The 24,807-nt window shown below is 64.0% G+C and carries 32 protein-coding genes; 21 read left to right on the top strand and 11 right to left on the bottom strand.

Annotated features, from left to right (window positions below):
* Positions 1-83: 83 nt before the first annotated feature.
* From CX676_RS21250 to CX676_RS21235, 4 genes are all read right to left on the bottom strand, one after another.
* A complete protein-coding gene (locus CX676_RS21250) occupies positions 84-878 on the bottom strand; it encodes an N-6 DNA methylase (protein WP_101754789.1) in 795 nt (264 codons plus the stop codon).
* Between the two features lie 59 nt (positions 879-937).
* Positions 938-1,252 carry a hypothetical protein gene (locus CX676_RS21245; RefSeq protein ID WP_101754788.1) on the bottom strand — a complete coding sequence of 105 codons (315 nt, stop codon included), beginning with the start codon at positions 1,250-1,252 and terminating at the stop codon, positions 938-940.
* 65 nt (positions 1,253-1,317) lie between these two features.
* Positions 1,318-1,914: a DUF6927 domain-containing protein gene (locus CX676_RS21240; protein WP_101754787.1), complete on the bottom strand. Its 597-nt coding sequence runs from the start codon at positions 1,912-1,914 to the stop codon at positions 1,318-1,320.
* A 1-nt stretch (position 1,915) separates the two neighbouring features.
* Entirely contained in the window at positions 1,916-2,542 is a 627-nt protein-coding gene (locus tag CX676_RS21235) for a hypothetical protein (protein ID WP_101754786.1), read from the bottom strand.
* Positions 2,543-3,033: 491 nt separating this feature from the next.
* On the opposite strand from CX676_RS21235, the gene CX676_RS21230 reads away from it, so the two are divergent.
* Entirely contained in the window at positions 3,034-3,249 is a 216-nt protein-coding gene (locus CX676_RS21230; protein WP_101754785.1) for a hypothetical protein, read from the top strand.
* On the opposite strand, the gene CX676_RS21225 is transcribed toward CX676_RS21230, so the two are convergent.
* Positions 3,227-3,967: a hypothetical protein gene (locus tag CX676_RS21225; RefSeq protein WP_232816711.1), complete on the bottom strand. Its 741-nt coding sequence runs from the start codon at positions 3,965-3,967 to the stop codon at positions 3,227-3,229. The two genes, CX676_RS21230 and CX676_RS21225, sit on opposite strands and share 23 nt — an antisense overlap.
* A gap of 78 nt (positions 3,968-4,045) precedes the next feature.
* Between CX676_RS21225 and CX676_RS21220 the strand changes: the two genes are divergently transcribed.
* The gene (locus CX676_RS21220) at positions 4,046-4,339 is read left to right on the top strand and encodes a hypothetical protein (RefSeq protein WP_101754784.1); all 294 of its coding nucleotides are present in this window, start codon (positions 4,046-4,048) and stop codon (positions 4,337-4,339) included.
* Between the two features lie 171 nt (positions 4,340-4,510).
* Positions 4,511-4,750 carry a WGR domain-containing protein gene (locus CX676_RS21215; RefSeq protein WP_101754783.1) on the top strand — a complete coding sequence of 80 codons (240 nt, stop codon included), beginning with the start codon at positions 4,511-4,513 and terminating at the stop codon, positions 4,748-4,750.
* 5 nt (positions 4,751-4,755) lie between these two features.
* Here CX676_RS21215 and repC read toward each other — a convergent pair whose 3' ends face one another.
* The 5 genes from repC to CX676_RS21195 form a co-directional block, all read right to left on the bottom strand.
* Positions 4,756-6,024, bottom strand: a complete 1,269-nt coding sequence (gene repC / locus CX676_RS21210; RefSeq protein WP_101754782.1) for a replication initiation protein RepC — start codon at positions 6,022-6,024, stop codon at positions 4,756-4,758.
* Between the two features lie 296 nt (positions 6,025-6,320).
* Positions 6,321-6,701 carry a hypothetical protein gene (locus CX676_RS22690; protein WP_157936035.1) on the bottom strand — a complete coding sequence of 127 codons (381 nt, stop codon included), beginning with the start codon at positions 6,699-6,701 and terminating at the stop codon, positions 6,321-6,323.
* A 319-nt stretch (positions 6,702-7,020) separates the two neighbouring features.
* Positions 7,021-7,347 (bottom strand): hypothetical protein, encoded by a 327-nt coding sequence (locus CX676_RS21200; RefSeq protein ID WP_101754780.1) that lies wholly within the window; start codon positions 7,345-7,347, stop codon positions 7,021-7,023.
* 60 nt (positions 7,348-7,407) lie between these two features.
* The gene (locus CX676_RS23130; RefSeq protein ID WP_232816710.1) at positions 7,408-7,617 is read right to left on the bottom strand and encodes a DOMON domain-containing protein; all 210 of its coding nucleotides are present in this window, start codon (positions 7,615-7,617) and stop codon (positions 7,408-7,410) included.
* Positions 7,618-7,717: 100 nt separating this feature from the next.
* Positions 7,718-8,335, bottom strand: coding sequence for a LuxR family transcriptional regulator (locus tag CX676_RS21195; protein ID WP_101754779.1), 618 nt, complete (start codon positions 8,333-8,335; stop codon positions 7,718-7,720).
* Positions 8,336-8,682: 347 nt separating this feature from the next.
* Between CX676_RS21195 and CX676_RS21185 the strand changes: the two genes are divergently transcribed.
* The 18 genes from CX676_RS21185 to CX676_RS21110 all read left to right on the top strand — a co-directional run bounded on the left by CX676_RS21185 (position 8,683) and on the right by CX676_RS21110 (position 24,032).
* Positions 8,683-9,348, top strand: a complete 666-nt coding sequence (locus CX676_RS21185; protein ID WP_101754777.1) for an acyl-homoserine-lactone synthase — start codon at positions 8,683-8,685, stop codon at positions 9,346-9,348.
* 183 nt (positions 9,349-9,531) lie between these two features.
* Positions 9,532-9,876: a hypothetical protein gene (locus tag CX676_RS22685; protein ID WP_157936034.1), complete on the top strand. Its 345-nt coding sequence runs from the start codon at positions 9,532-9,534 to the stop codon at positions 9,874-9,876.
* A 55-nt stretch (positions 9,877-9,931) separates the two neighbouring features.
* Positions 9,932-10,606: a lytic transglycosylase domain-containing protein gene (locus CX676_RS21180; protein ID WP_408634506.1), complete on the top strand. Its 675-nt coding sequence runs from the start codon at positions 9,932-9,934 to the stop codon at positions 10,604-10,606.
* Positions 10,607-10,700: 94 nt separating this feature from the next.
* Positions 10,701-11,072, top strand: a complete 372-nt coding sequence (locus CX676_RS21175; RefSeq protein WP_101754776.1) for a TrbC/VirB2 family protein — start codon at positions 10,701-10,703, stop codon at positions 11,070-11,072.
* Complete coding sequence (locus CX676_RS21170; protein WP_101754775.1) at positions 11,072-11,350, top strand: VirB3 family type IV secretion system protein; 279 nt, start codon at positions 11,072-11,074, stop codon at positions 11,348-11,350. The genes CX676_RS21175 and CX676_RS21170 overlap by 1 nt, the downstream gene beginning before the upstream one ends.
* Complete coding sequence (locus CX676_RS21165; RefSeq protein ID WP_157936033.1) at positions 11,343-13,706, top strand: VirB4 family type IV secretion/conjugal transfer ATPase; 2,364 nt, start codon at positions 11,343-11,345, stop codon at positions 13,704-13,706. The genes CX676_RS21170 and CX676_RS21165 overlap by 8 nt, the downstream gene beginning before the upstream one ends.
* A 12-nt stretch (positions 13,707-13,718) precedes the next feature.
* On the top strand, positions 13,719-13,856 hold the full coding sequence (locus CX676_RS22680; RefSeq protein WP_157936032.1) for a hypothetical protein: 138 nt from the start codon (positions 13,719-13,721) through the stop codon (positions 13,854-13,856).
* The gene (locus CX676_RS21160; protein ID WP_101754773.1) at positions 13,837-15,000 is read left to right on the top strand and encodes a lytic transglycosylase domain-containing protein; all 1,164 of its coding nucleotides are present in this window, start codon (positions 13,837-13,839) and stop codon (positions 14,998-15,000) included. The genes CX676_RS22680 and CX676_RS21160 overlap by 20 nt, the downstream gene beginning before the upstream one ends.
* Positions 14,997-15,797, top strand: coding sequence for a type IV secretion system protein (locus CX676_RS21155; RefSeq protein WP_101754772.1), 801 nt, complete (start codon positions 14,997-14,999; stop codon positions 15,795-15,797). The genes CX676_RS21160 and CX676_RS21155 overlap by 4 nt, the downstream gene beginning before the upstream one ends.
* Position 15,798: 1 nt before the next feature.
* The gene (locus CX676_RS21150) at positions 15,799-16,419 is read left to right on the top strand and encodes a hypothetical protein (protein WP_101754771.1); all 621 of its coding nucleotides are present in this window, start codon (positions 15,799-15,801) and stop codon (positions 16,417-16,419) included.
* Positions 16,419-17,450, top strand: a complete 1,032-nt coding sequence (locus CX676_RS21145; RefSeq protein ID WP_101754770.1) for a type IV secretion system protein — start codon at positions 16,419-16,421, stop codon at positions 17,448-17,450. The genes CX676_RS21150 and CX676_RS21145 overlap by 1 nt, the downstream gene beginning before the upstream one ends.
* A gap of 39 nt (positions 17,451-17,489) precedes the next feature.
* On the top strand, positions 17,490-18,173 hold the full coding sequence (locus tag CX676_RS21140; RefSeq protein ID WP_101754769.1) for a virB8 family protein: 684 nt from the start codon (positions 17,490-17,492) through the stop codon (positions 18,171-18,173).
* Positions 18,173-18,904 (top strand): TrbG/VirB9 family P-type conjugative transfer protein, encoded by a 732-nt coding sequence (locus CX676_RS21135; protein ID WP_101754768.1) that lies wholly within the window; start codon positions 18,173-18,175, stop codon positions 18,902-18,904. The genes CX676_RS21140 and CX676_RS21135 overlap by 1 nt, the downstream gene beginning before the upstream one ends.
* Before the next feature lie 10 nt (positions 18,905-18,914).
* Positions 18,915-20,246 carry a TrbI/VirB10 family protein gene (locus CX676_RS21130; protein ID WP_101754767.1) on the top strand — a complete coding sequence of 444 codons (1,332 nt, stop codon included), beginning with the start codon at positions 18,915-18,917 and terminating at the stop codon, positions 20,244-20,246.
* A complete protein-coding gene (locus CX676_RS21125; RefSeq protein WP_101754766.1) occupies positions 20,246-21,253 on the top strand; it encodes an ATPase, T2SS/T4P/T4SS family in 1,008 nt (335 codons plus the stop codon). Before CX676_RS21130 ends, CX676_RS21125 begins: the two co-directional genes overlap by 1 nt.
* A 46-nt stretch (positions 21,254-21,299) precedes the next feature.
* Positions 21,300-21,500: a hypothetical protein gene (locus CX676_RS21120; protein WP_101754765.1), complete on the top strand. Its 201-nt coding sequence runs from the start codon at positions 21,300-21,302 to the stop codon at positions 21,498-21,500.
* Between the two features lie 184 nt (positions 21,501-21,684).
* Positions 21,685-22,098: an alpha/beta hydrolase family protein gene (locus CX676_RS21115; protein ID WP_101754764.1), complete on the top strand. Its 414-nt coding sequence runs from the start codon at positions 21,685-21,687 to the stop codon at positions 22,096-22,098.
* A gap of 11 nt (positions 22,099-22,109) precedes the next feature.
* Complete coding sequence (locus CX676_RS21110) at positions 22,110-24,032, top strand: type IV secretory system conjugative DNA transfer family protein (protein ID WP_101754763.1); 1,923 nt, start codon at positions 22,110-22,112, stop codon at positions 24,030-24,032.
* A gap of 252 nt (positions 24,033-24,284) precedes the next feature.
* Here the strand turns inward: CX676_RS21110 and CX676_RS21105 are convergent, their stop codons facing one another.
* Positions 24,285-24,806: a DUF2478 domain-containing protein gene (locus CX676_RS21105; RefSeq protein WP_101754762.1), complete on the bottom strand. Its 522-nt coding sequence runs from the start codon at positions 24,804-24,806 to the stop codon at positions 24,285-24,287.
* Position 24,807: the final 1 nt, after the last annotated feature.

Raw genomic sequence — 24,807 nt, 5'->3', positions numbered from 1 at the left:
TTCGTCGCAGAAGGAAACCCTGAAAAGCGGGATCAATGATCCCCTTTCGTTCTTGTGCAGAATAGGCGCCGCAGCGACCTGCGTCAATCGCATTGCCAGACGGTGTGAGCCTGGGCTGGCGCGGTGCTGCGCAGCAGCTCGCGTGTCCGGGCGCGGGCCTCTTCTTCGGCCTCAGCCGCACGGCGGGCGGCGTCCTTCTGCTTTGCGAACGGATCGCCGTGAAGGCCGTAGAACACTGGCGCAGCCGCCGTATAAGCCTGCTCGAACACGTCCAGCGAAAGGCTGCTGCCGTTGATGACGCGCCCGGCAATGCCGCGCGTGCTGATCTGGATAAAGGCCATGTGGAAGGTGCTGCGGGACAACTCCATAGCTTCCACCCAGATATGCCGTGCCGGATCGAAGCCCTGGCTTTCCAGCGCATCGGCCAGCGCCAGCACCATGCCGCCGGCACCGGCTGCGGGTTCGGACACGGTGATGAAGCCCTGCGCCTCGATCTGTTCACGGGCATCCCCAAGGCTCATTTCGGCCATCAGGCGGCTGACCTCATAGGGCGTGAAAAACTGCCCGAGGCCGGCATCAAGCGCACCGATCTCGGCCGCCACCTGGCCGATGAAGTCGATGCCGCCGCCGGCAATGGCTTCGATGGCGAGGGCCATCATTTCGGGCATCCGGCGCACATCGTCCTTCTTCGGGAACCTGCCGACACAAGCCAAATAGGCCGCTTCGAGCCGGTCCCGCTGATCGGCAAAGGGCGAGGCGCGCTTGGCCAGCGCGCAATAGGCCATTTCGCAGAACAGGCGAAAGATCTCGGTGCGGGTTTTCGAGCGGTCGAATTGATCGAGGGCGCGCAGGAATGCACTCACGGCGGGATGGGCCATGTCAAAATCCTCATGGGGATGGGGCAGGGTGCCGCGCCGTCAGGCGCGGCGCGGGGACATCACTGGTCGCGCGATGCGCTCAGGGCCAGCATGATCGCGGTCCTGTTGGCGGCCACATCATTGCGGATCTGATCATAGGGCTTCGACCAATCGACCGGCGTTTGCAGAAGGGCGTCCATGATCGCGAAAGCACCTTTCCGGGTGCGGCGATCGCCGCCCCGTCCGCTGCCGATGCTCATGCCGGATGCGACATGAACGACCTGCCAGCGTTTGTGCTGCTTAAAAACGCCAAGCCCCGACCGGCAATAGGCGGTCACGGTCTGGTCGCCATAGAGGCTGTTCGGGATGGTGATCATCTGTTGTGCATGGGTCATGGAATTGATCCTTGAATGTCAGAGGATGCAGGTGCCGCCGCGCCACGCGGCGCGGCGCTGCCGGGTCAGATGCGGGTCCAATCGCGGGACATGATGTTGCTGATGGAATAGCGACCGCCGGTTTCGGTGCTGATGAACACCGTCCGGCTGCTGCGCCCCCATTTTTCCTTTGCGACGCGGAAGGTCTGCAACTCGGCCCCGTCTGAAAACCGCAAGGCTGTCGTCAGGCGGATCAGGTCGCCGGCTTTCAGTCGCCGATTGCTGCGTGCGGCATGGTCGCGGCAGCGCTGCCGCCAAGTGAGGGCAAATTCGGCACTGGTCGGTGACAGCAGGTCCAGCAGCTTCGCCGGAGCCTCGGCGTGATTGGGGCCGCTGGTTTCGTCCATGTCCTTATAGCCCCACTCGCCCTTGCTGGTCGTGGTCAGGAACACTGCGGCGAAGGTATAGCCGCCCGTGGCATCGGTCTCGAAATGCCCGGTAGGGTCGCGACCGCTGTCCAGCCGGCCGGCGGCAGGTTCAGCGCGGACCGCCGCATACCAGACCGATCCCTTGCGGCTGATCAGGACGGGAAAACCCCGCCCTTTCTCGCTGTCCCAGGTGCAGAGCCGGGCGATTTCATCGCGGATGCAGGACGGGGTGTCGGGATAGATGAGCCAGCCCATATCAGCCCCTCCGCGCGTTGAGGGCGAACAGGATCAGGTCGCGCAGTTCTTCCAGCGGATGCGCGTCGGCGTAATCGATGCGCGAGTTTGGGTCATCCTGATCAGGGATTTCATCCAGAATGCGCTGTGCCAGCAGGTCGACAAGATCGGGCAGGCGGGTATTGGCATAGGCATGGGACAGGTCGCGGTATTCGACCAACTCGCCGGTCAGGTCCACGATCCGGGCGAGGGTTTCACCGATTTCGCCCCAAGGGGCATCATGGACAATCTGCCATTCCTCGGCGTCCCGGTGAAACCCATAGACCGACCAGAAATCATGCTCGCCGGGATCGCAGACCTCGGCGCTGCCACCCATGTCGCGGACGGGCGACACGCGAAAGCCGGTGAAATCAAAAATGGTCGTGCCGCGCGGCATCCCATTGAAATTCTGCGCCAGCGCGGCTTGGTCAATCTGTTGACCAGCGCGGCGATACTGAACGGCGCTGATCCATTTGCCAGCATCCGCTGCTTTCGCGCGCAGATCATCCAGCGTGAAGGTGCCGAGATATTCGCCGGTCACATCAAACGCGGCCCAGAGATTGAGCCAGCGACCATCATTGCGGGTCAGGCCATCAAAATTGTGAAACATGGTAGATTTCCTTTTTTGCGACGGTCCCGCCTTGGTCTTTGCCGTGGTCGGGGTGCCCATCATCGGGCGGGGTTTCTGGCGAGGACGCGGGAACCGCGCGCCTCTCCTGAAACCCTGCCTCCCGGCGAGGGCAGGAGGGGGACCCGATCAGGGGTCGGCCGCAGGGGCGAGGGGAGGGGGATCACCCGGCCTGCACGGAGCGCGCAGCGCGAAGGAAGGCCGGGGACACCCCTCGCCCCGTCAAGCCGACGCGCCCTTGAACGGGGGAACCGGCGGTTCCCATGACGGCCGCGGAAAGCGGCCCAGCAATAAGCCGGGGCGTTCGGCTTCGTCCGAATCCCCCGGCGGTCGCGGCCCGCAAGAAGCGGGCCTCCATCGATCTTCCGGGCTGTATGGAAAAGCTTGTTCCGCGATCAGAAGTTGCCGATGATCATCCGATGCTCAGCTGGGCGGTTCCCGACTAACCAGATATCGACCACTCGACCCCCAATATGACCGAGCAGAGCGAAGGGGCGACGATGCGGGGGATGTGGAAGATCATGGCGGACAAAGTTGCGCTCGATGACTCACCCCGTGCAATCGCACAGAAATTCTCCGTGCGCGATTCCGGCTCACAAGTCACGAGCGCCAGCCTGAAGGAAATCCTGTCAGATTCGCTCAGCGGCGGCCTTGGCGGACCCGAGATCAGTGGATCGTCGGCCGGGTGATTGGTCTCGCCTCGCGCATCTGCCGCCGGGCCCGGCTGCAGGACAGGACCGCCTCATGGATCTCGGTTTCCATGATCCGGGTCAGGTCGCGCATATGCCTGAATGTTGCCTCGAGTTCGTTGCGGTCACCGGCCGAGGGATCACGTGCCACAAGGTCCGAGATGCCGGCCATCATCGCGCGCAGTTCGCCCAGATGCCCGACAGCCTCATGGGCGCGCTCAGGCAGATCGATGGCATCCTGCCCGTTGAAGATCCCCTCGACAAACCCATCCAGCTCCTCACGGCGCACGCGGGCAAACTGGCCCAGATTTGCAGCAGTGGCGTCAGGTGGCAGCCGGGTGAGCCGAAACGGCTGGCTGCGCTTCTGATGTCGGGTCAGGTCGTTCCACAATCCCTGCACCAAAACGTCAAGGAGCTCGTTGAGCTCGTCCATGCTCTCGAAGCTGGGGAGCACACCGCCCCACAATCCCTTGATGACCGGCAAGGGCGAAACCGACATCGCCGGCGTGGCGATGCTGCCGAGAAATCGCGTGCGCACTTCGTGAAACGGCACCGGGCATGCATGCCTTTGCAGCACGGCCCGAGCGACCTTCTCCAATGCTACCTTGGCACTCGTCTTCATGGCGGCCCCGAACAGTTCGGTGAAACCCGTCGCCGGGCGACGGCGGATCACCAATTGATAGGCGCGCACCTGCCAGAATCGCAATGCCGGAATCACGCGCAACCCCGCCCGGCAGATTGATTATGTTCCTGTTATGTTCTATGCTCGATAGCAAGCCAATCAGGGAGTATCGTCGTGGAGACCACAAGCTTCGCCCTGCCCGCCACGCCCCGGCAGATTGCCTATGCGCGCTCCTTGGCACTGCGGAACCAGACCCTCCTTCCTTGGGAGGTCCAGCAAGACCGCCGGACCATCAGCGCATGGATCGAGGCCCAGGCCGGGCGGAAGGCTGTCCCCCGGGACAATCGGCCATCCTCGAAGCAGGTTGCCTTTGCCGAGCGCCTCGCCCGGATCAAGCAACGTGCCGTTCCTCACGAATGCTTCCGCGACAAGGGGCTGATGTCGAAATGGATCGACGGAAACAAGTGACCCTCGTCGTGGCCTTCTGTGCCCGTCCCGACGGACGAGACCCGCTGATCGAGGCGGGTCGCGTGATGCGAATGGCGCCCGGCGCAATCATCAGCCGGCCGAATCCATCCTGCGGCACCGATTCAGGAAAGTCATTGGACGCGGCGTCAGTGCCGCAGGCAATCTGCCGCCATGCATGATTCTGTCCATCTGACCCGCTGTGATCCGCTGTGCAACATGGCACGGTTCTACCGGCTGGAGATCGCCCCCGATCTCTTCGGCGGAGCGGTTCTGCTGCGCCAATGGGGCCGGATCGGGACCGAGGGCCAGGGCCGGCGCGACTGGTATTCCGAAGCCGGGGCCGCCCGCGCTGCCTGCGATGGCTGGATCAGGCGCAAATGCGCCCGTGGCTATCAGGCCGGTGGTATGTGACGGCCTCACGCCTTTGCCGACGGGCCGCAGTCCTGATCGAGCTTCCATCGCCTGAGCGCCGTGAGACTTCCCCGCAGGTTCAGTTGCCCACGCTGTGCGCTGCGGGTCAGGACCCGCAGCATGGCACCGGGCTTTCGCACCGGATTGGCGGTGCGGAAGCGATTGGCATCGACGATCAGCACGACCAAGGCCGCGGCGAGATTGCCCATGGTTTCGGCTGCCTCCTCCCAGGCAGAGGGATGAATGCCGAGATCGGGCAGGATCGCGATCGCCGCCCTGATGAACGCCAGCTCGGTCAGCATGCCATCCCCTCGGTCAGCCATATCGAGGCAGAGCCGCATGTCTTCAGAGGCCATCCGGTAGAGCTGGTCGGCACTGAAGGCTTCGGGGGCTTCGGGCCTGCAGCGGGTTTCTGGAGGCGACGCCCGTCTGACGGTGCGGCTTTCTGCGGCCGGCGCGTGATCCGCAAGGCCGCTCATGGTTCTCCGCCGTGCCTCGGGCAGCCGTCTGGCACTCGAGCCGCCAGAAGAGACAGATATCTTTAGGATTGTCTTTTGTATCGCCGGAACCCCGGCTTCCGCCACGCCGGAAGATTCTGCGCGACATGCCTGCGCTTCGGAGAGCCTGTCGCAGGCAACCTGGATCTCCTGCAGATGGGCCTCGAGGCCGGCGATCGTCCGAAACGACGCGTAGCGCCGTGGCCAGCTGGCATAGGATCTGAGCGCCTCGGTCACGGCCGGATGCTTCGGGTCCGTTTCGAGCATCTCCTCGACCCTGCGCCGCAGATCGCGCTTCAGGGCCGAACATTCGAGGCGCAGGGCCTGGAACCGGCGCCCTTCCGCCCGCCGCAAGGCATCGATCTCCATCAGCTCAGCGACCCGGCCGATGAGCGGGGCAAGGTTGAGGCCAAGACGGCGGCCGCTCGCGAGTTCAACTCCGGACCGGTGGCCATCGGCGGCGGTATCGATTTTTAGAAGCCCAATGGCTTCCAGCTGGCGCTCATGGGCGCGCAGCGCGCGATCGGTGATGCCGAGTTCGGCGGCCAGATCCTGTTGCGCGCGAAAGCACACCGGATCGCGGCCGGGATCGGTCCAGTCCTTGACGGCGGTCGAGCGCATCATTCGCAGAAGAGCCTCACGGCGGGCAAAGCCAATGCCAAAGGCGCGGCAGGCATGGCGCTCGATCAATTCGACCAGGTGGTTGAAGCTCAGGGCGTCCGGCAAGACCGGCCGAGATGCTCTGGCTGTGGCGGTGTCTGCGTCGCTGATGATCATCTTGCTGCTCCCGTCAGGATCAGGCGCAGGAGGACCGGGCAGATCTTCTCTGGTCGCGCGGGCGCGTTCTGCTTGATCTGCGTGTCGGGAGGGGCTACACTAAACCCTGTCGTCTATGCTTTTCAGGTTTGCACACCTGATTGCGTGATCCCCCCCGCCGGGTTCCCCGCGCGGGGGTTTCATTTTTCGGGCTCTGGTTGGTGCTCTCGCTCTGTTCTGTCTCTTCTGTGCCGTGAAGGTTTCGGCAGCATGGGGGCAGGAAGTGCAGATCCTGCAGCTTGGGACTGCTGCCGTGTCTAATAGCGAACCACCTCGAAGCCATGCGTGCCGAAGCTGTCGGTCCATTCGACGCCAACCCCGCGATAGCGGCCAGCCGCCATGCAGGGCCAATCGGGGTGCAGGTTGGTGTCGAGCCAGGCCGGCGCAGCGGTGATGCTGAACCCCGCCCAACTGAAATCACCTTGCTGATCATAGCTCCCGAGCCGGGTCCTGGCCTTCTGCCGGTGGCAGACATCGCGTTCGCCGTTGCTGGTCGTGCCGGCAAAGGCGTACCAGTCGATGTCATAGACCTTGATCGACCGAACGACATCGAAAGCCGGGTCGGCAATGTCGACATCGGCGGCCGGGCTGCCGGCGATATTGACTGCGAGGTCCCGCGCAAGTCGGCCCTCCGGCATCTCGATCTGCGCAGGAAGGGCTGTTGCGGCAATCGACCAGATGCGATCAGCCGGTGATTGCGACCCGAAACTTGCCCGCATCGGGCAACGCCAGATCTGCAGGGGTGGCTCAATGGGCCAGGGGGTGATCCGACGGACAAACTCTGCGCGGGCGGCCGTGCATTCGACTGAGCCGGGCCAACCCCCTGACAGGCACAGCAGGATGGCGCAATCGATCGGATAGGCGTCCACCTTGCTGGGTCCGACCGCCGGCACAAGACCTGCCGCGATCACCGCGGCCAAACCATATCCTCTCCGCGAAACCATGTTTCTATTCCTCTCATTGGCCTGAAGTTCTTCTCGCGACCTCCAGACGGTGCAGGAAATTCTGGTAAGCACCTGTCCGGCGCTGTGCGAGCAGGAACGCCTCGTGCCGGCTTCGGTCCATGCAGTCGAAGTACGTCGTTATCTCTTTGAAATAGATTTCGAACTCCTCCTCGATGATCTCGGCATATTCGACCAGAAGATCATCCGATTCAGGCACGATCGGGTGGTCCGGCGGGATGCAGATTTCGACCGCAAGACAACTTGCCGGCAGCACGATGCAGATCGCGCCAAGGGCAAACGTCGAAAGATGTCTTCGGCACGCGACGGTGGTCGTCGTCACGGGATCGCGGCGTTCGGTCGACTTTCCTGAATCTGGATGTTGATCATGAAGTGCTTCCTCTCAGCGTCTTGGATTCAATATTGCAGTATTGCTGCGTATCTGCAATATTGAATCTTGCTGAGGCGGTGCTGGGCTGGCTGCTGACAGTTGCGGTGGCGCCTTGTCCCACATGACCTGCAATGATCCATCGTTCCAGAGATAGAGCCAGCCTTCGGCTGTCGGTGTGGAGATCCGTTGAACAGGGTTCGCGAAAAGGCGCTTCTCTGTCATCACCATAACCTCTGGTTGCAAATACCAGAGGGCATAATCGAACTGGTTGTGAAAGCCGAAAATCAGACATGTGCCTTTTCGGACAATCCATTCGGGCAGTTCAGAGATAGTTCCGGGCAACCGCAAGCGCGACAGCCTGCGTCCGTGTCTTCGCATTGAGTTTGGCGCATGCCTTCACCGCGCGCTGCTTGACCGTCGATTCCGAGATGCCGAGGGTCTCTGCGGTCTCGGCCTGCCCGAGACCATCGCGAAAACACCGCAGCACATCGATTTCGCCATCCGTGAGCGAAGCCCGGTTTACGACGAGGTCGTTCCAGAGGGAGAACTTGGCTTGGGTGGTGAGGATTTCATCGTCCCGGAACTCACGGTCGGCGCGCGATATCGTCAGAAATGACCGTTTCCGAGCCACCTTTCGCGAGATCGCGACTCCGTAGTTGAGGCCGAACTTCCGCGCTTCCGGCATCACCCCCCGCATGTCGGGGATTTTCACCTCCGACCAACGGATCGCGCCCTCGTTGAGCATCGTCCAGGCCGCGATCGGGTCACCAAAGAAATAGTTGCGCTCTTCATAGATCTTTCGCCAGCCGTCCGGATAGCCGTTGTGCAGGTGCTCAGGACCCCTGTAGGTCAAGTTGAAGCCCATGATCCAGCCCGACGGTGCCAGCTCGTTCAGCTTTGCAACCTCAGCGTCAAAGCTTGGAATAAGGTCATGGAGCATCGCAATCTCCCGGAATATGCCCAAACGGTATGTCTTATCGGACTAACTGAAAAGTCATTTCTGCAGTTTTGCTAGAGACAACCTACGATGTTGTCGTTTAGAAAGGCAATCAACTGCAGGAAAACATCGGTGGCGCCATGAGCTTGACGAGAATCCTGACCGAAGCGGAGTTCACCAAAGACATGGTGGAGACCATGCTCGAGTATTTTGACCAGTATGCAGTCGATGGTGTCCTCCGCGTGGAGGTTACGAATCGCGGGCTTTGGTTGCCAAATCCTATCGTACCCGGTCGGCAGTTCCTCGGCCTGGCACGACTACCAGACGAGTTGAGGCACTAAATCCTGGGCATGCACCTGCGACCGATCAATGCTGATACCACCTCGGAGGTGCGTATTGAGGTGATTACCCTCCCCGGGGATCTGGCCCGGTACCATTTGGTCGCAGCCTTCTTGCGCATGCGGAAAAAGGTCTTCGTCGACCAGAAAGCCTGGCGCCTTCATCATGCCGAAGACATTGAATTCGAACAGTATGATACCTTCGACACGACCTATGTGATCGCCCATCAGAACGGTCGGGTCGTGGGTGGCGCGAGGCTGAAGCGCACAGACCGTAGCCATGGCTGGGGTTCGGTCGTCTACAGCTACATGATCCGGGATGCCTATCTGGGGCTGCTGCCCGGACTTCCACAAGATTTGTGCAGCAACAACCCTCCCATGGACGACAGGACCTGGGAACTTACCAGGTTGATTGCCGATCCCACACTCGGCATCGTCGAGGCGATCCTTGAGGTTGCGAACGCCTATCTGTTCGCGGTTGGCGCGGGAAAATGCCTCTTTCTCGGATCCCCCGCTTTCATGCGGATGGCGACCAGGCTCGGTTGGTCGCCGATGCGGCTCGGTGAGGTCGTCCAGAACGAAAGTGGCCGGTTCATTGCCTTCGGTTGCGACGTCATTACGCCGGCCGAGGCAAGGGCCGGCAAAACGAGAGATTCTGACAAGGTCCGTCAAAGCTAACTACTGCTGATGGTTGTAGAAAATTGCTCGTGCGCATCGGCGAGTCCTTTCTTGGCAAATCTCTGCAAGTCTCCTAGTTTTCCTCAAAAGGCACCAAGATGTGCTGGGAACTGAAACTAGGGCCTTGCATTTCTGCAGTTTTGCGTTGAAACTGCAGAAATGCGGGCGGTGAGAGGCTGACCCGTGACCGACAACCACACAAAGCTTGGTGGCGCACCCTATGCGGTCAGTGAAAGCGGAATCAGACAGCTCCTCGGCGAAGGATGGCGGCTGGAAGCCGAATGCATCGAATCAGCCGCCGAACGACATTCAAACATCTTCGGGCGTTGGGCGGTTCGAATCGTCGCGCCAGACGAGTCGATTGCCCGCTATCTCACAACGACACGCAACATCATGGAAATGCGTCTTTTCAAGACGACCAATGGGCTTATCTCGTTCATGGACGGCCTCGGCGTGGCTGGCCCAAGAGTACCCATGCGAAAAGGCGAGATCTTCGTCCAGAACCTTTCCGGGCCGGAAGCAGAGTAGAGAAGCGCCTGCGCTGCCCAAGCGGACCCGCTGTTTCGGTCTGCTCCTGGTTGCGGTGGTCGTCTCGTCCTTTTTTGTCTTGCCGGCCAAGGGCAAAGCCGACGTCATCCGCTTCGGCGCCACGACCGAGGGCGCGGCAACCTCGATCGACCCCCGCCAGCGTGCGGTTTATCGCTACGATCGGCGCGGCGAACTGATCCCGCCGCCGGAACCGGAAGGCGCGTCTCCGGACGAACTGGCGCCGTCGGGCAGATCCACGTCCGGCCAGATGAACTTCACCGCGGGAGAGATCCCGGTCGGCAGCTACCCGACGGCGCTGGAGGGGGTGCGGGCGACGGCGGCGCGCTACCAGAACCACCCTGCGATCACGGCGGCCGGCTTGAGCCGCGGCGAATGGATGGCGCTGTTCCAGGCGATGATCTGGCAGGAATCGCGCTTCAATCCGGGGGCGGTGAGCTCCAAGGGGGCGCGGGGCCTGGCGCAGCTGATGCCCGGCACCGCGGCGCGGCTTGGGGTCAACCCGCGCGACCCGATGCAGAATCTCGATGGCGGGGCGCGCTATCTGCTCACCCAGCTTGGCACCTTCCGCTCTCCGATGCTGGCGCTGGCGGCCTATAACGCCGGCCCCGGCGCCGTGCACAAATATGGCGGTGTGCCGCCCTACCCGGAAACCCGGACCTATGTGCGGCGCATCCTGTCCCATCACGCAAGGCTGATAGGGTCCCGATGAGGGGGTGGCACATCTGATACCGGCCAGGGCGGTCCAAGGTGTGGGGACCGGTCCGCCCCGGCCTTCGATCCACGAAACCAGAAAGGAATCGCAGATGCGAATTCTTATCACGACGCCCTGCGCAGAGACAAAGGCCGCCATCCGGTCCCGGTGGAGATCGGGGAGCGGGGTAAAAGCCCTGGTCCTGGCCATCCTGCTCCTCGCGGCCAACCACGCCCTGGCCCAGACAAGCGGCAGCGGGGGCGGCGTGCAATTCTCGAAGATCGACACGCTCGGCACCAGCTTTCTGACCTGGCTCAAGGGCAATCCGATCACGCTCTTCTTCACCGTGGCACTGATCGTGACCGGGCTTCTGGCGGCCTTCAACCGCATCAGCTGGATGTGGGTGCTGATGATCTGCATCGGCGCCTTCTTTGCCTTCGGCGCGACCAATATCGTCAACCAGCTGAAAGCGGTGTTCACCTGATGAGCGAGCGCACTCCGGTCATTCTCGGCCTTTCGCGGCAGGCCAGCCTCGCCGGCCTGCCCATGCCCTATACGCTGGCGGTCGGGGCGCTGGTGATGCTGCCCTTCATCTGGTTCAAATGGATGCCCTGGCTCATGACGGGCCTCATCTGGTACCCGGCCGCCCGCATCGCCACGATCATCAACCCCCATGGCCACCGGGTCCTGGCCGTCATCCTTCGGCGCACGCCGCCGCGCCTGGCTGCACGGCGGGCGAAGCGGGTGCGGCGCCATGTTTAATGCCCGCGACCTGAACGAGCTGAGCGAACGGGCCCGCGCAGTCCTGCCGGCCGACCTGAAGCTCTATCGGCACCTGCCCTATGTGCTGGAGATCGATGACGAGACGATCCGCACCCGCGAGAACGGGCTGCTGATGGCGCTGGAGGTGACCGGGATCGACGGCACCACCAGTTCGGATGGCGATATCCACGAGCTGCGGCGGGCCTTCGCCCATGTCCTCGACGGGCTCGACGAGCGTTTCACCATCTATCTCCACCGGATGATGCGCCCGGCCGCCCTCGGGCTGACGCCGATCCGCGGCGAGGGCTTTGCGGCGGATGTCGATCGGGCCTGGCAGGCGCATCTCGAGCGCAGGAACCTGCACGAGTTCGTGCTGGTGCTGACGGTCGTCCGCAACCAGGTGCGGCCCTTGCGGGTGCCGCTCTTCGGGACGGCCGCCAGCCGTCTCTTCGACAAGAATACCGCCCGGCGGCTGCACGAGCTGCGCGAGGTCGTGTCGATCATCGAGACCAGCCTTGCGGTCGGTACCCGCCGCCTGAAGATCGGCGATGGCAGCCTGCTGGGCTTCCTCGCGGCCATCAACACCGCGGTTTTGCGCAAGGACTATCGCGGCGCGCGCACCCTGATCGCCGAAGATCTGTCCCATATCGCCCTGGCCTTAGATCCGGCCCGAGGCACGATGACGGTCGAGGAAGGCTTCGACCGGCCGCGATACGCGGCGACGCTGGCGATCTGGAAATACAGCGAGACAACCTGGCCGGGCATGCTCGATGCGCTCGACACGTCCATTGATACGGTGATCTGCCATTCCTTCACCCCGGTCGCCAATCACAGGATATCCGGGCGGGTGAAGCGCCGGGTCAACCAGATCCGCGCCGCCGGCGACCTGGTGCCGACGATCGAGGCACAGCTGCTGCAGGCGGCCGATGATGTGGAGACCGGGAAACTCGGGATCGGCGCGCATCAACTCTCGATCACGATCTTCGCGGACAGCCAGGCGGAACTGGACGCCCGCGTCGCCCATATCCGCGGCATCGCCGAGCGGATGAAGGTGACGCTGACGCGCACCATGCGCGCCCAGGAGGCCACCTTCTTTGCCCAGCATCCGGGCAACCAAGACTATCAGTGCTTTGAGATGGCCGTCAGCACGGTGACCTTTGCCGATATGGCGTCTCTGCATATGGAGGATGCCGGCACGCCAGCCTCCGGCCTGCCCTGGCAGACGCCGATCACGGTGCTGGAGACGGCGGGCGGGTCTGCCCATCGCTTCAGCTGGCACCGGCCCGGCAAACCGGCGCCTGCCGATCCGACGCTTGGCCATACGCTGGTCCTCGGTCCCTCCGATGCCGGCAAGTCGACGACAATGGCGTTCCTCGCCAGCCAGGCGATGCGGGCCGGCATCCGTCTCATCCTCTTTGACAAGGATAAGGCCCTGCGCCCGGTGGTGACCGCGCTTGGCGGCTCCTATGCCGTGATCCTTGCCGGCCAGCCGACCGGGCTGAGCCCGCTTCTGACCGAAACCGGCCCGCGCGGCGAGGCCTGGCAGATGGACTGGCTCTCCACCCTGGTCGAGCGGGGCGGTGCGCCGCTGACGCCGCAGCAATCCGAGGCGCTGAAATCCGCCATCCGGCAGAACGGGCAGGCCCCGGCCGAGCTTCGCGACTTCCGGCATTTCCAGGACCTGATCGGCGATGTGAATGATGGCCGCAACCTGGCCATGCGGATCGGCGAATGGGGACCGGCGGGCCGCTATGCCTGGGTCTTCGGCGCGGCCGAGCGACCGATTGTCGATTTCGAGGAGGCGGGGACCGTGCTCGGGATTGACCTGACGGAAATCCTCGACCTGCCGGTCGAGCGCATGGCGGTGCTGAGCTATATCTTCCGCCGTCTCGACCTCATGTTCGAGGATCACCGGCCAACCCTGGTGCTGATCGACGAGGCCAGCCGGGTGATGGACGACGCGTATTTCTCGCGGCGGGTGCCGAAATGGCTGCCGACGGTGCGCAAGCAGAACGTGGTGATGGTCCTGATGACGCAGTTCCCGAGCCAGATCCGGGACAGCAAGGCCAAATCGATCCTCGAGGGCCTGCCGAACCGGATGCTGTTTCCGAACAGCCGGGCGACGGAACGGGATTATGACGGGTACAACCTCACCGAGAACCAGCTGAGCTTCCTGCTCAGCGGATCGCGCGGCGCGCGCGAGGTGCTCTGGGCCGGCCCGACCGGCGCGACGGTGCTCAATGCCGATCTCTCCGCCCTCGGCCCGCTGCTGGCAGCGCTTGGCAGCGATGCGGCGGCGAAACAGGCCTTTGGCGAGGATTACGCAACGAGACCGATGTTCTGGAGGAGGGATTAGATGAGGACGGCGATGATCCTGCTCATGGCCACCCTGCCGCTCCTGGCAGGTTGCGGCGAGACGCCGATCAGGAAGAGCAATTGCTGGACCAGCATGACGCTTCTTGCCGCGGGTGATTGCGATTTCCGCCATGTTCCTGCGGTGGAGTGATCTGCGGCTCGGGCGGGCCGGCCGCCTCGCGCTGGCGGCCGGCCTGGCTGCGGCACCGCTTGCGGTGCTGGCCCAGGGCGTGCCGGATATCGACGCCAGGGGCCTGCTCGCGATCCTTCTCCAGCGTGACACCGGGCGCGAGACGCGGGCCGCCGAGGCCGGAGAGACCGCGCGGCAGGCGGCGCTCCTGGCGCGGGAAGCGGAACAGCTGGCGGCACTCGAGGACACGCTGGACCTGCTGACCGGCACCAGCGCGTTTATTCCGGGCCTGGAAGAGGGTGGCGGCGCAGGCAGCGCCGATGCGGCCTCGAGGGTCTATGCCATCGACGACAACAACCCCTATGCCGACCGGATCATGGGCGATGCGCCGGTGACGATCGAGCAGATGATCGCGGAGACGGCGATCCGGTTCGGCGGGCATCCGGCGCTTGGCCGGGCGGGCATCAACGCAGTGGAGTTCCGCTGCTGGTTCCAGGCGCTGGTGAAGCAGGAATCGAATTTCTCCATCGGCGCGAAGAGCCCGAAAGCGGCTTTCGGGCTGACCCAGATCATTCCCGGCACGGCGCGATATCTGGGCATCTATCCGGCCTATTACGACGATCCGCGGCTGCAGCTCGAGGGCGGGGCCCGTTACCTGCTGGAACAGCTGGGCAGGTTTGGCCGGATGGAGCTGGCCTTGGCCGCCTATAATGCCGGCCCCGGCGCCGTCCAGAAATACAATGGCATCCCGCCTTACAGGGAAACCCAGGATTATGTGCAGAAGATCAGCGGCACCTACAGCCGCTACGCCGCGCGCATGGGCGGGGCTGCCGATGCCCTCGGCACACTCGATCCCAGGGACCTGGCGATTGCCGAGGCCTCGAACCTCTCGGATGCCGGGACGCATTACGCCGTCTCCAGCATGGAGACGATGCGGGCCTCTGCCACGCGGCTGCGCTCGATCCTGAGCCAGCTCGAGGCCACCGGCTCGGTCAAGGAGGCGATGGATCTGAACAGCTATGCGCGGGGCGAGGTCGCGCGGATGGGCATGATCCTGATCCGGCTGCGGGCCACGCGGCAAAAGATCGAGGCGGCGCGGAACGCGCTGCTGGTCCAGGCCTATCTCGAGGATGAGCGCTATCTGCAGGTGAGGGTGGAACCATGAGTTTGACGAGGATGGCAGGCGGGCTGGCCATGCTGTCGATCACGGCCCTCCTGGCCGCGCCGAGTGCGGTCGGCCAGGGCGTGCCGACGATCGATGTGACCAGTATCGCGAAACTGCAGGAGATGATCGCCGAGCAGAAGCTTCAGCTGCGCGAACAGATCGCGCAGAATGTGAAGCTGGACGAACAGACGCTGAAACTGGTCGAGCAGATCAGGACGCTGGACGCCCAGCTTGATGCGCTCCGCGATGGCTTGACGCTGGCTGATCTCGGCCTCGATCCCGCCAGCTTCCTCCGCGACATCCTGCCCGGGTTCTCGGACCTGTCGAGATCGCTCGAGGCGGCCAGGGCCGGCAACTGGTCCGGGGTGCTGGCCAATGCCAGCCAGATCGGCGGCAGCAGTGTCAGCGGCTATGTGGACAAGACCTTCAAGCAATCCGGCATCGCGCGCAGCGATGTGGATGCGCTGGCGGAGAGCGAGGACCCGTCGGCGGCGCGGATCGGCAACCAGGCCAATCTCGGCGCCTTCCTGTCGGTCGCGGCGGAAAGTTCGTCGCAGGCGGCCCGAGAAAGCCTGACGCGGATGGACGGGTTCATGCAGCAGATCGGCGATACCGGGAACCTGAAAGAGGCCATCGATCTGAACACCCGGGTGACCGGGGAGCTCGGCATCGCGCTGGCCAATATCTGGGCGATGGAGGCGGTGCAGACGGTGAGCCTCGGCGAGGCCGGGATCATGGATGCCGCGACCGCCGCCGAAGAAGAGAAATACCTGACCATCAAGCTGCCGGAGGATTGAGATGAAGAAACGCATGATCCTGGGCGGAACCGCGCTCCTTGCCCTCCTGGCCGCGATGGCGGTGGCGCAGATGCGACCGGGCGAGGACCCCGCGCCCGATGGCCTGGTGGCTGGGGAAATGGCGACTGGGGGAGTGGCGACTGGGGCGCCCGTGACCGCGGCCGAGGACAATCCCTTTGCCGGGCTGGACGAGATGTTCAACGAGCCCGGCCCCGATCTCGGCATGACGGAGGAGCAAGTGCAGGCCGAAGACGATTACCTGCGCATCACCCCGCCGGCGGGTGAGACCGGCGATGTGCCCGAGGCGCTGACCGAGAACGTGCCTTACGAGACCTGCGAGAAGGTGCCGGAAGTCAGGTCAGCCGAATATGAGGCAAGCAACGCGGAGGCGAGTGCCACCCGCATGATCTATAGCTACGTGTTGATGCGACACACGCTGGACAGTCGTGACTGCAGCTGTGCGGGCAAGGTCGCGCCCTTCGACGAAGTTCGAAAGATCAAGGAGCAGATCGCCGCCGAACATGGTGCCGACTGGAATCGCGCCAAGTTCGGCAACGACTTCTTCAGCCAGTCGCGCAGATTGCGCGATCAGGTCGAGGCCATGTGCGGGGGCAAGTTCTGATGGGCATTGTCACCGACATCCTGACCACCATCGACACCAGCGTCATGACTGCCGGCGAGCGGTTTTTTGAAAGCACCGCCGCGGGCATGTTGCCGGTCATGACCATCGCGACCACCATCCTGCTTATCCTGGTCGGCATGAACATGGCGCTCGGGGTCTACCAGATGACGGCGCGGGACTCGCTCCAGCTCACGGTGCGGATCGTCATGGTCTATCTCTTCGCTTTCAGCTGGTCGAGCTTCGGCACGATCTATGACGCCTTCGCCACTGCCAGCGGCGACATGGCCATGCGCTTCTTCGACATTGCCGCGACCACCGGGGAACGCAACACCTATGAGGCGATGGACAGGTTTGCCTCCCAGATGGCGGATACGGCCGATGGTGTGGCCAAGTCGCAGGGCTCGATCTTGCGGGGTGTGCTCGGCGCCTTCTTCTTCGCATTGTTGGCGCTGCTGATGGGCATCTATGTCCTCATCGTCGGCTTTGCCAAGATCATGCTGGCCTTCCTGATCGGCATCGCCCCGATCGCCATGGTGGCAACCCTCTTCGAGCGGACGAAGAACATGTTCGAGGCCTGGCTCAGCAGCTTCGTCGGCTACCTGATCTACCCGATTGCCGCCTCGGCCGTGATCGCCACCATCGTTGCCGTGGCCCAAGAGCAGTTTCAGCCGCAGGAGAATGTGGACACGATCAGCCAGATCATCGGCTTTCTGGTGATCGTCTTCGTCGGCATCTTTGCCCTGAAGGCCATCCCCTCGGCGGCATCGAACATCACCGGGCATTTCCACCTGGCCAATATCACGCCACAGGCGCTGCGCCTCGGACAGGGCGGGCTCGGGGTCGCGGCGCGGAACCTGCCCGGCAGCTCGACGATCCGCGATGCGGCGACCATCGCCAGCGCGATCCGCACGGGCAGCCCCGATGATCCGAGGCTGCAGGCCCAGAGGCGCGACCGCGAGCTGCGCGAGCGCGGTGCGGCGATCCGGCAGAAGTTCAACGACATCCGCCTGCTGCGCGGCGGCAAGGACTGAGCAGAGCGGGCCCAAGTGCCAGCTTCAGGAGGTGAGGGAATGACAGACCGACTGCCTGAACAAAGGACGATTCTCGAGAGCGAGCTGATCTTCGGGGCCAGGCGCAGCCTGCGCACGGCCTGGGGGGTGGCGGGTTTCACCAGCCTGATCGCACTCGGTGAGCTGACCGCCCTGGTCATGCTGCTGCCGCTGAAGGAGACCCAGGCCTACCTGACCATCGTGGATCGCGACACCGGCATTGCCGAACGCGCGGTCGCGATCGAGAAGGCGACGATCGAACAGGCCGACGCGGTCAAGCAGAGCCTCGTCTTCAATTACGTCATGGATCGCGAGACCTATGACGCCAATGACAATGAACGGCGCATCCTCAAGGTCTATCGCCAGTCGGCGGGCCTCGCGCAGCAGGGGCTTCGCGCGCTCTGGACCGAGGGCAATGCCGATTATCCACCCGATCTTTACGGGACGACGGGCAAGATCTCGATCGAGGTGTTGAGCGTCAACCCGATCGACGAGGACACGGTGCAGCTGCGCTTCACCAAGACCCTGACCCGTCCCGGCGAGGATGACCGGATCGGCAATTTCTACGCCACCGTCACCTGGCAGTTCGTGCCGACCCAGCAATCGGCGGTCGAACTGGTCTGGGAAAACCCCTTCGGCTTCACGGTGACGGATTACCGGGTGAGTGCCGAATCTCTCGAAGCCCAGCAGGAAGGAGGCAACTGATGCTGAACCCGATCCATGGCGCGGCCGCGCTGGTGGCAGCCCTGGCCCTGCCGGGCCTCGCCCAGGCCGAAGCGCGACCACAATCGGGAGCGCGCGATCATCGCGTGACCTATGCCACCTACCAGGAGGGGCAGGTCTATACGGTCGCGACCCGCCTGCGCAACGTCACCCTGATCGAGCTTGGCGCCGGCGAGCGCATCCAGTCCATCGCCATCGGTGACAGCGAAAGCTTCCAGGTCGACAAGCTGGAAGGCGCCAATGTCTTCACCGTGAAGCCGGTGATCCAGGGCGCCGCGACCAATATGACCGTTGAGACCAACCGGCGCTTCTATTTTGTGAACCTGGTCGAGACCGGCTTCGGCACGCCCAACTGGTCGGTGAAATTCACCGTGCCGGGCGAGGGCGGTGGCCCGCGCGCGGCGGGTGCCGCTGCGAGGGTGGCGGCCGCGACCCTGCCGCCGATGCGCTATGCGGTCACGCGCAGGGTGAATGGCGCCACATTCGCGCCGACCGGCGTCTCCGATGACGGCAACAGGACGTATTTCCAGATCCCGCCCGGCGCGCCGATGCCGAGCGTCTTCCGGGTCGATGGCAAGGGGCTCGAATATGCGGTGAACAGCACGACGAAGGGCACCGTCATCACCGTGGCCGGCCGCTCGGAACGCTGGGTGCTGCGTTACGGCGATCATTCTGTCTGCGTGACCGGCAGGGTCGCGCGGGCCGGGTCGTGAGGAGGCCACGATGGCGAAGGGGAGCGATGAGAGCGGCATCGAGGAACGGTTGCAGCGCCTTCAGCGCAAGCCCGGACGGATGAACCGCTGGAAGCCCTGGGCGATCGGCGCCGGCACCTTCACCGCCGGGGCGGCGCTCGCCAGCTATGCCTTCCTGAGCGCAACCGATGCGCCGCCGCAAGGGACGTCGCTGAACCTGCCCACCTCGCAGGTGACAGACTTCCAGGACGGCAGTGGCCTCGATGGCTTCACCATCACCCGGCCGCGTCCCGAGCCGCCGGTGCCGGAAGCCCCGGCCCCGCGAAGGGAAACAGTGGAAGTGGTCGACCAGGCCCGGATCGACGACCTGGCGGCCGAACTTGAAGGGCTGCAGCTGAAGCTGACCGAGGGCGAGACCGCCCGCGACGCGCTTCTGGCCGAACTGGACGAGATGAAGGGCGATGCGGCGCTGAAGGAGGAGGCGCTGGCCGAGGCCGAGCGCGCAAACCTGCGGCTGCAATCGCAGCTCGAGACCCAGGACCAGCTCTTCGGCCAGGAGGAGGCCGCGGCCGCGCTGGCCGCAGAGCGCCGGGCGGCCTACGAGGCTCGTCGGGCGGAAGAGGAAGCCCGCCGGCAGGCCCAGATCGCCTCGCCCATGGTGGCCTGGCGCGCCAGCGGCAGCTCTGCGGCAACGGCGGGCGGCGAGTCCCTGGGTGATGGGGTCCTGGGTGATGGGGCCGGCGATAACTTCCTCCGGGCCGGGGCGAACACGGCACGGGTGAGCCAGAGCGAGGTCATCGGCAGCCCGTCCAACACCATCATCCAGGGCACGCTGATCGAGGCGACGCTGGAAACCGCGATCAACAGCCAGTTGCCCGGCAATGTCGCGGCCAATGTCAGCTATGATGTCTGGTCCATGGACATGAGCCAGGTGCTGATCCCCCGCGGCTCGAAGCTCTATGGCCGCTATGATGCGCAGATCGAGCGCGGACAGCGCCGGGTGATGATTGCCTGGGACCGGCTGGTGACCTCGGACGGCCAATCGGTGCAGCTCGAAGGCTATGGCACGGACCGGATCGGCCGGGCCGGTATGACCGGCAAGGTCAACAACCACACGCTGGCCCGCTTCGGATCGGCCGCGGCGGTGTCGATCATCGGCGCGCTTCCGGAGATTGCCGTCGCCAGGATCGAGGAGAAGGACGGCAGCGAGACCACGCGCGATACGGTCGAGAATATCGGCCAGGGTGCCTCTGATGCCCTCGATAAGGTCATGGCGGACTATCTCGACATTCCGGCGACGATCTCGGTCGATCAGGGCGCCGTGGTCATGGTCCGGGTCAATGCCGATCTCGAGATGTTCTGATGGCCGGCTATCTCGATCATTACCTGCAGCGCCTCGATCGGGTCCTGGGCGATCCCCGGGTGATCGAGCTGGCGATCAATGGCGATGCCGGCCTCTGGGTCGAGAAAGCCGGCGCCGCCCATATGAGCCGCTGCGACGGGATCAGCATGAGCCCGTCCGATGTGACCGACCTGGCCCGGCAGATCGCCAATGCCGCGGAGCAGCCGCTGACGGCGGCCTCGCCGATGATCTCGACCACCGTCCCCTATGGCGGGGCGACGTTGCGGGTGCAGGCGATCATTGCCCCGGCAGCCTTCGGCGGCACGGTGCTCTCCGTCAGGGTCTTCCGCCAGCGCCGGCCCTCCGAGGAACCGAAGAGATTCGGCTTCCTCCGCCCGCAGGGGATCTCGCTCGAAACCGAACGGCTGGCGAAGATCGACAAGATTCAGTGCCTCGCGGCCGGTCTCGGCCTGGGCGGCGATGCCGATGCGCTCCTCAAAGCCTGCGTCGATCTGAAGCTGAACCTCATCCTCTCCGGCCCGACCTCGGCCGGCAAGACCGAACTCGCACGCCGGCTGATCTGGATGATCCCCGATACCGAACGGCTGGTGCTGATCGAGGATTCGGCCGAGGCCCTGCCGCATCAGCCAAACCATGTCAGCCTGATCGCCGCGCGCGATGACGCCTCACCACGCGCGGCCGACAAGCTTCTTCAGGCCACCCTGCGGCTGCGGCCCGACAGGATCATCCTGGGCGAGGTGCGCGGCGGCGAAGCCGCCACCTTCCTCGGTGCGATCAATACCGGCCATGAGGGCAGCTTCACCACGCTGCATGCGGCCAGCGGCCGCAAGGCCATGGACAAGATGGCGCTCCTGGTCATGAACACCGGCACCCAGCTGAGCTACCGCGAGATCCTGCGCTACCTGCGCGGCTCGATCGATGCGGTGATCCAGACCGGCCGCGACGGAGAAACCCGCGGCATCATGGAAGTCTATGTCCCGGCGCTGGACCAGGACCTTCTCCGATGAGCACCGATCACCCTTCCTTTCCCCGGCAACAAAAAGGAGCATTGCCATGACACAGGCCTATTACCGCATCACCGTCCCCGTCGAGGGCAGCGACGGCAAGACCCGCTTCCGCCCGGTCGGAACCCTATTTGCGCAACGCGAGGACGCCAAAAGCGCCTTCAAGATCAAGCTCGACTTCCCCGTAGGCGCCACGGAACTCGTGGTCTTCGATCCAAAACAGGTCAGCGACGACAATCCCGTTGAGTGAAAATGCCGGGGGGCTGGCGCAAGTGGCCCCCTGAGCAACTGCGACGAGAGCCCCACGCGATTGCAGGAGGCCGATGACGGGAGCGCGACGGCGCCATCAGGTGTCGCGTCTCTCGGGCGGGGGGGTGGTCTTGCGGCGCTCGAGTTCGCGCTCTGCGCCGCAACCTGATGTGAAGGAGTGACAGATGGACAAGGAGACCGAAGACCTGGCCCGGCGTCAGCGGGAGGCATTGGCCGAGGGGCGTGCGGCGGAAGTGGCAGGGGAGCCTGTCATCTACATTCATGGTCGCCCTTACGCGGACCCTGCCAATGGCCCCTCCGCATTCAGCGCAGGGGCGCGCCCGACGGCAAGCCCCGCGGCGCGCGATGCCGACGATGAGCGCCTGAGGGACATCCAGACCGACAATGCATCGATGATGATGACGCTGGTTGAATGCACCGCCGAAAACATGGCCTTCATCCGCGAGAATCTCTCGCAGCTGGCCGAACCGGATCGCGGGGCCATCGCGGCGGCATATGGCCGGATCGTCGCCGAGGCCGCCAGGGACCATCGGCACAGCGTTGCTCCAAGGACGCATGATCTGGACATGGATCTGTAGGAGGCAGGCCTGTGAACCGGACCTTGATCGCCCTGCTGCTCAGTATCATCAGCGGTGTTATCATCGGCCTGATGCTTGGGGGCATGTGGGTCCAGCATCAACTCGGGGCCAATGCCGCCTCCGCCGACATGTTCATCCTCGTGAAGCAGTTTCCGGGCTTGGCACGCGGCATGACGCAGCCTTGGCTGACGGGCTATCAAATTGCCGCGGCGGGCCTGGTCGCGACCGTACTGTTCACACTGGCCCTGTCCTTCACCGAGACGCTGACCCAATACGGCAAGGCGCATTTCCAGTCTTCGGCCGAGATCAGGAAGAACGGTCTCCTGCAAAAGATCGGTGGCGGCCTGGTCTTTGCCCGGCTCAGGCCCCACAGCATCCTCGGCCGCATCCTCGGCAGGTCACGGTTCATCGCCTCGGGTTGGGACAAGTTCCCGCATTGCCTGGTTGTCGCGCCGACGCGGGCCGGCAAGGGTGTCGGCTATGTCATTCCGAACACGCTCTTGTTTCCCGGCAGCTGCGTCATCCTCGATGTGAAGGGGGAGATCTTCGAGGCCACCTCCCGCCACCGCCAGCGCCAAGGTGACGAAATCTTCTACTTCGCGCCCTTCGACTTCGAGCATGCCTCGCATCGCTACAACCCGCTCGAACGCATCGCCGCGCTGGCCAACCCTGATCAGCAGTTCACCGAGCTGAGCAAGCTGGCCAGCTATTTCCTGACCACCAGCGAGAAGGGCGGGGCGGCGGATTTTATCGTGGGCGCAAGGGAGCTGTTCGTCGCCGGCGGAATGCTGGCGATCGAGCGCGGAACGCCCTCCATCGGCGAGATCACCCGCATCCTTTTCGGCGGCGCCGACAAATCTGAGGTCTACCTGGCCCGGGCCGACGAGCTGCGTCACCGCCAGGCCCGGTCGACCTTCGTCGATTTCAGCGGCTATGCCGATCGCACGCTCTCCTCCTATATCTCGGTCCTGAAGGGCGCCGGCCTCGGGCTCTGGCTGAACCCGCAGGTCGACCGTGTCACCAGCGCCAGCGATGTCAGCTGGCAGCGCATCCGCATGAAACCGCAGACGGTCTATATCGTCGTCAACAGCGACGATATCGTCACCCTCGCGCCGCTGATGCGGCTGCTCTTCGGCGAGTTGATCGCCACCTTGCGGTCGTCCCTGCCGAACCAGAAAACCGAGCCCTGGCCGGTGCAGATCATCCTCGACGAGTTCGACCAGCTGGGCCGGATGCCGATCGTCGTGCAATCGCTGAAGCAGCTGGCCGGCCATGGCGGGCGTGTCTCGATCATCACCCAATCCATTCCCGGTCTCGACACCCTTTATGGCGAGAATGACCGACTGTCGCTCGAATCCGGCGCTGGCATGAAGTTCTTCATCAGCCCGAACGAGAAAAAGACCGCCGCCGAGGTTTCCGAGGCCCTGGGCAAGACGACCCGGCTCTCGGTCAGCGACAGCCTGTCCTCCGACGGGTACGGCTGGCGGCGGCGGTCGCTGTCTCGCCGGAACGAGGAGCGGCCGCTGATGAGCCCGGACGAGGTCCGGAAGCTGGATGCCTCCAGGGTCATCCTGATTCCCGAGCGCCAGAACCCGATCCTGGCCGATCGTATCGTCTATTACCGGGACCGGTACTTCTCGAAGATCATGGCAGCACAGGCTGGGCCGCTGCCCTATCCCGGTGAGCGGCATCAGATCAGGTCGATGCGTGCCGCGATCGAGAAACTGCAAGTCCAGGTGGCGCAGTTCCGGCCGCTGGCCTATGCGCCGCCGGCGGGTATCACCGCAAAAGCAATCATCGCCGAGGTCGAGGCTGCACGACCTGCGATGACGGACGCGGCGGTGCGGGAATCCCTGCGTCCCTCGGACAAGGAGGTCATCGGGAAGGCATCGGATTTCCGGAAGAAGATAAAGGCGAAGCTTCCTGACGCGTGACGTTTGTGCGCACAAACCCGACCTGCGGCATCGCGCTATCCTCGTAATCAGCCGGAGATGAACAGCATCCAATCTCGGCCCAAAGCCGCCGTTCGACCTCGCCCCAGGCTGTCTGGCCCCATCGCTCTTGTGCAGGCGACGCCCGCCTGGGAAAGCGATGCTGTTGAAAGCCAGGCCGCCCTCACACGTCGCTAGTCCTGCCGTTCCCTTGTGCTCACTTGCGTCAGGCGCGTTAGCTGCAGGCACCGCTTATCACGCAGCTTCGATCGCAGGCGCGATTGCCCGGGAAGCCCAAGCTGCCAGCGTTTCGCAGTCTGGTGGCAGGCGGCTGGCCAGTCCTCCGGCAAACTCCTCGAAGCTGGCGAGGTTCAAGCCATTCACGCCGACGATCACGGGTATCCCCAGTGCCAGTGCCTCGGCGATAACCGCGCGAAAGCCGCGACCTTCGGCTTCATGTTTGCCGAATTTGTTGATTATCAGAACATCTGCGCCACCCGCGAGGCTGGCTGCAACCAACCCGACAGCTGTTTCCAATGCGGTGGGGTCAAGCCTGCAACCGCGTGCAGACGGGCCGAGGTCCTGACTTATACGCAGAACTGGGCCATCTGGCAGAACCTGGACATCCATGTCGCAGGGGCCGGAGTCTGCCCGCTCGGAATTGATCTGGACGGTGCCGCAACATCTGAGACCACACGCGCCAAGATCGGCGGCGAGTTTGTGGAGAATGAGGTCGGTATCACCCCGGCCGGGCGCCATCGTGTAGGCAAGGTTCATC

Origin of the sequence: Paracoccus zhejiangensis, from assembly GCF_002847445.1 — a bacterium.
GTDB lineage: Bacteria > Pseudomonadota > Alphaproteobacteria > Rhodobacterales > Rhodobacteraceae > Paracoccus > Paracoccus zhejiangensis.
The sequence above is the reverse complement of the archived record's forward strand: the minus strand, read 5'-3'. Positions and strand labels throughout refer to the sequence as shown.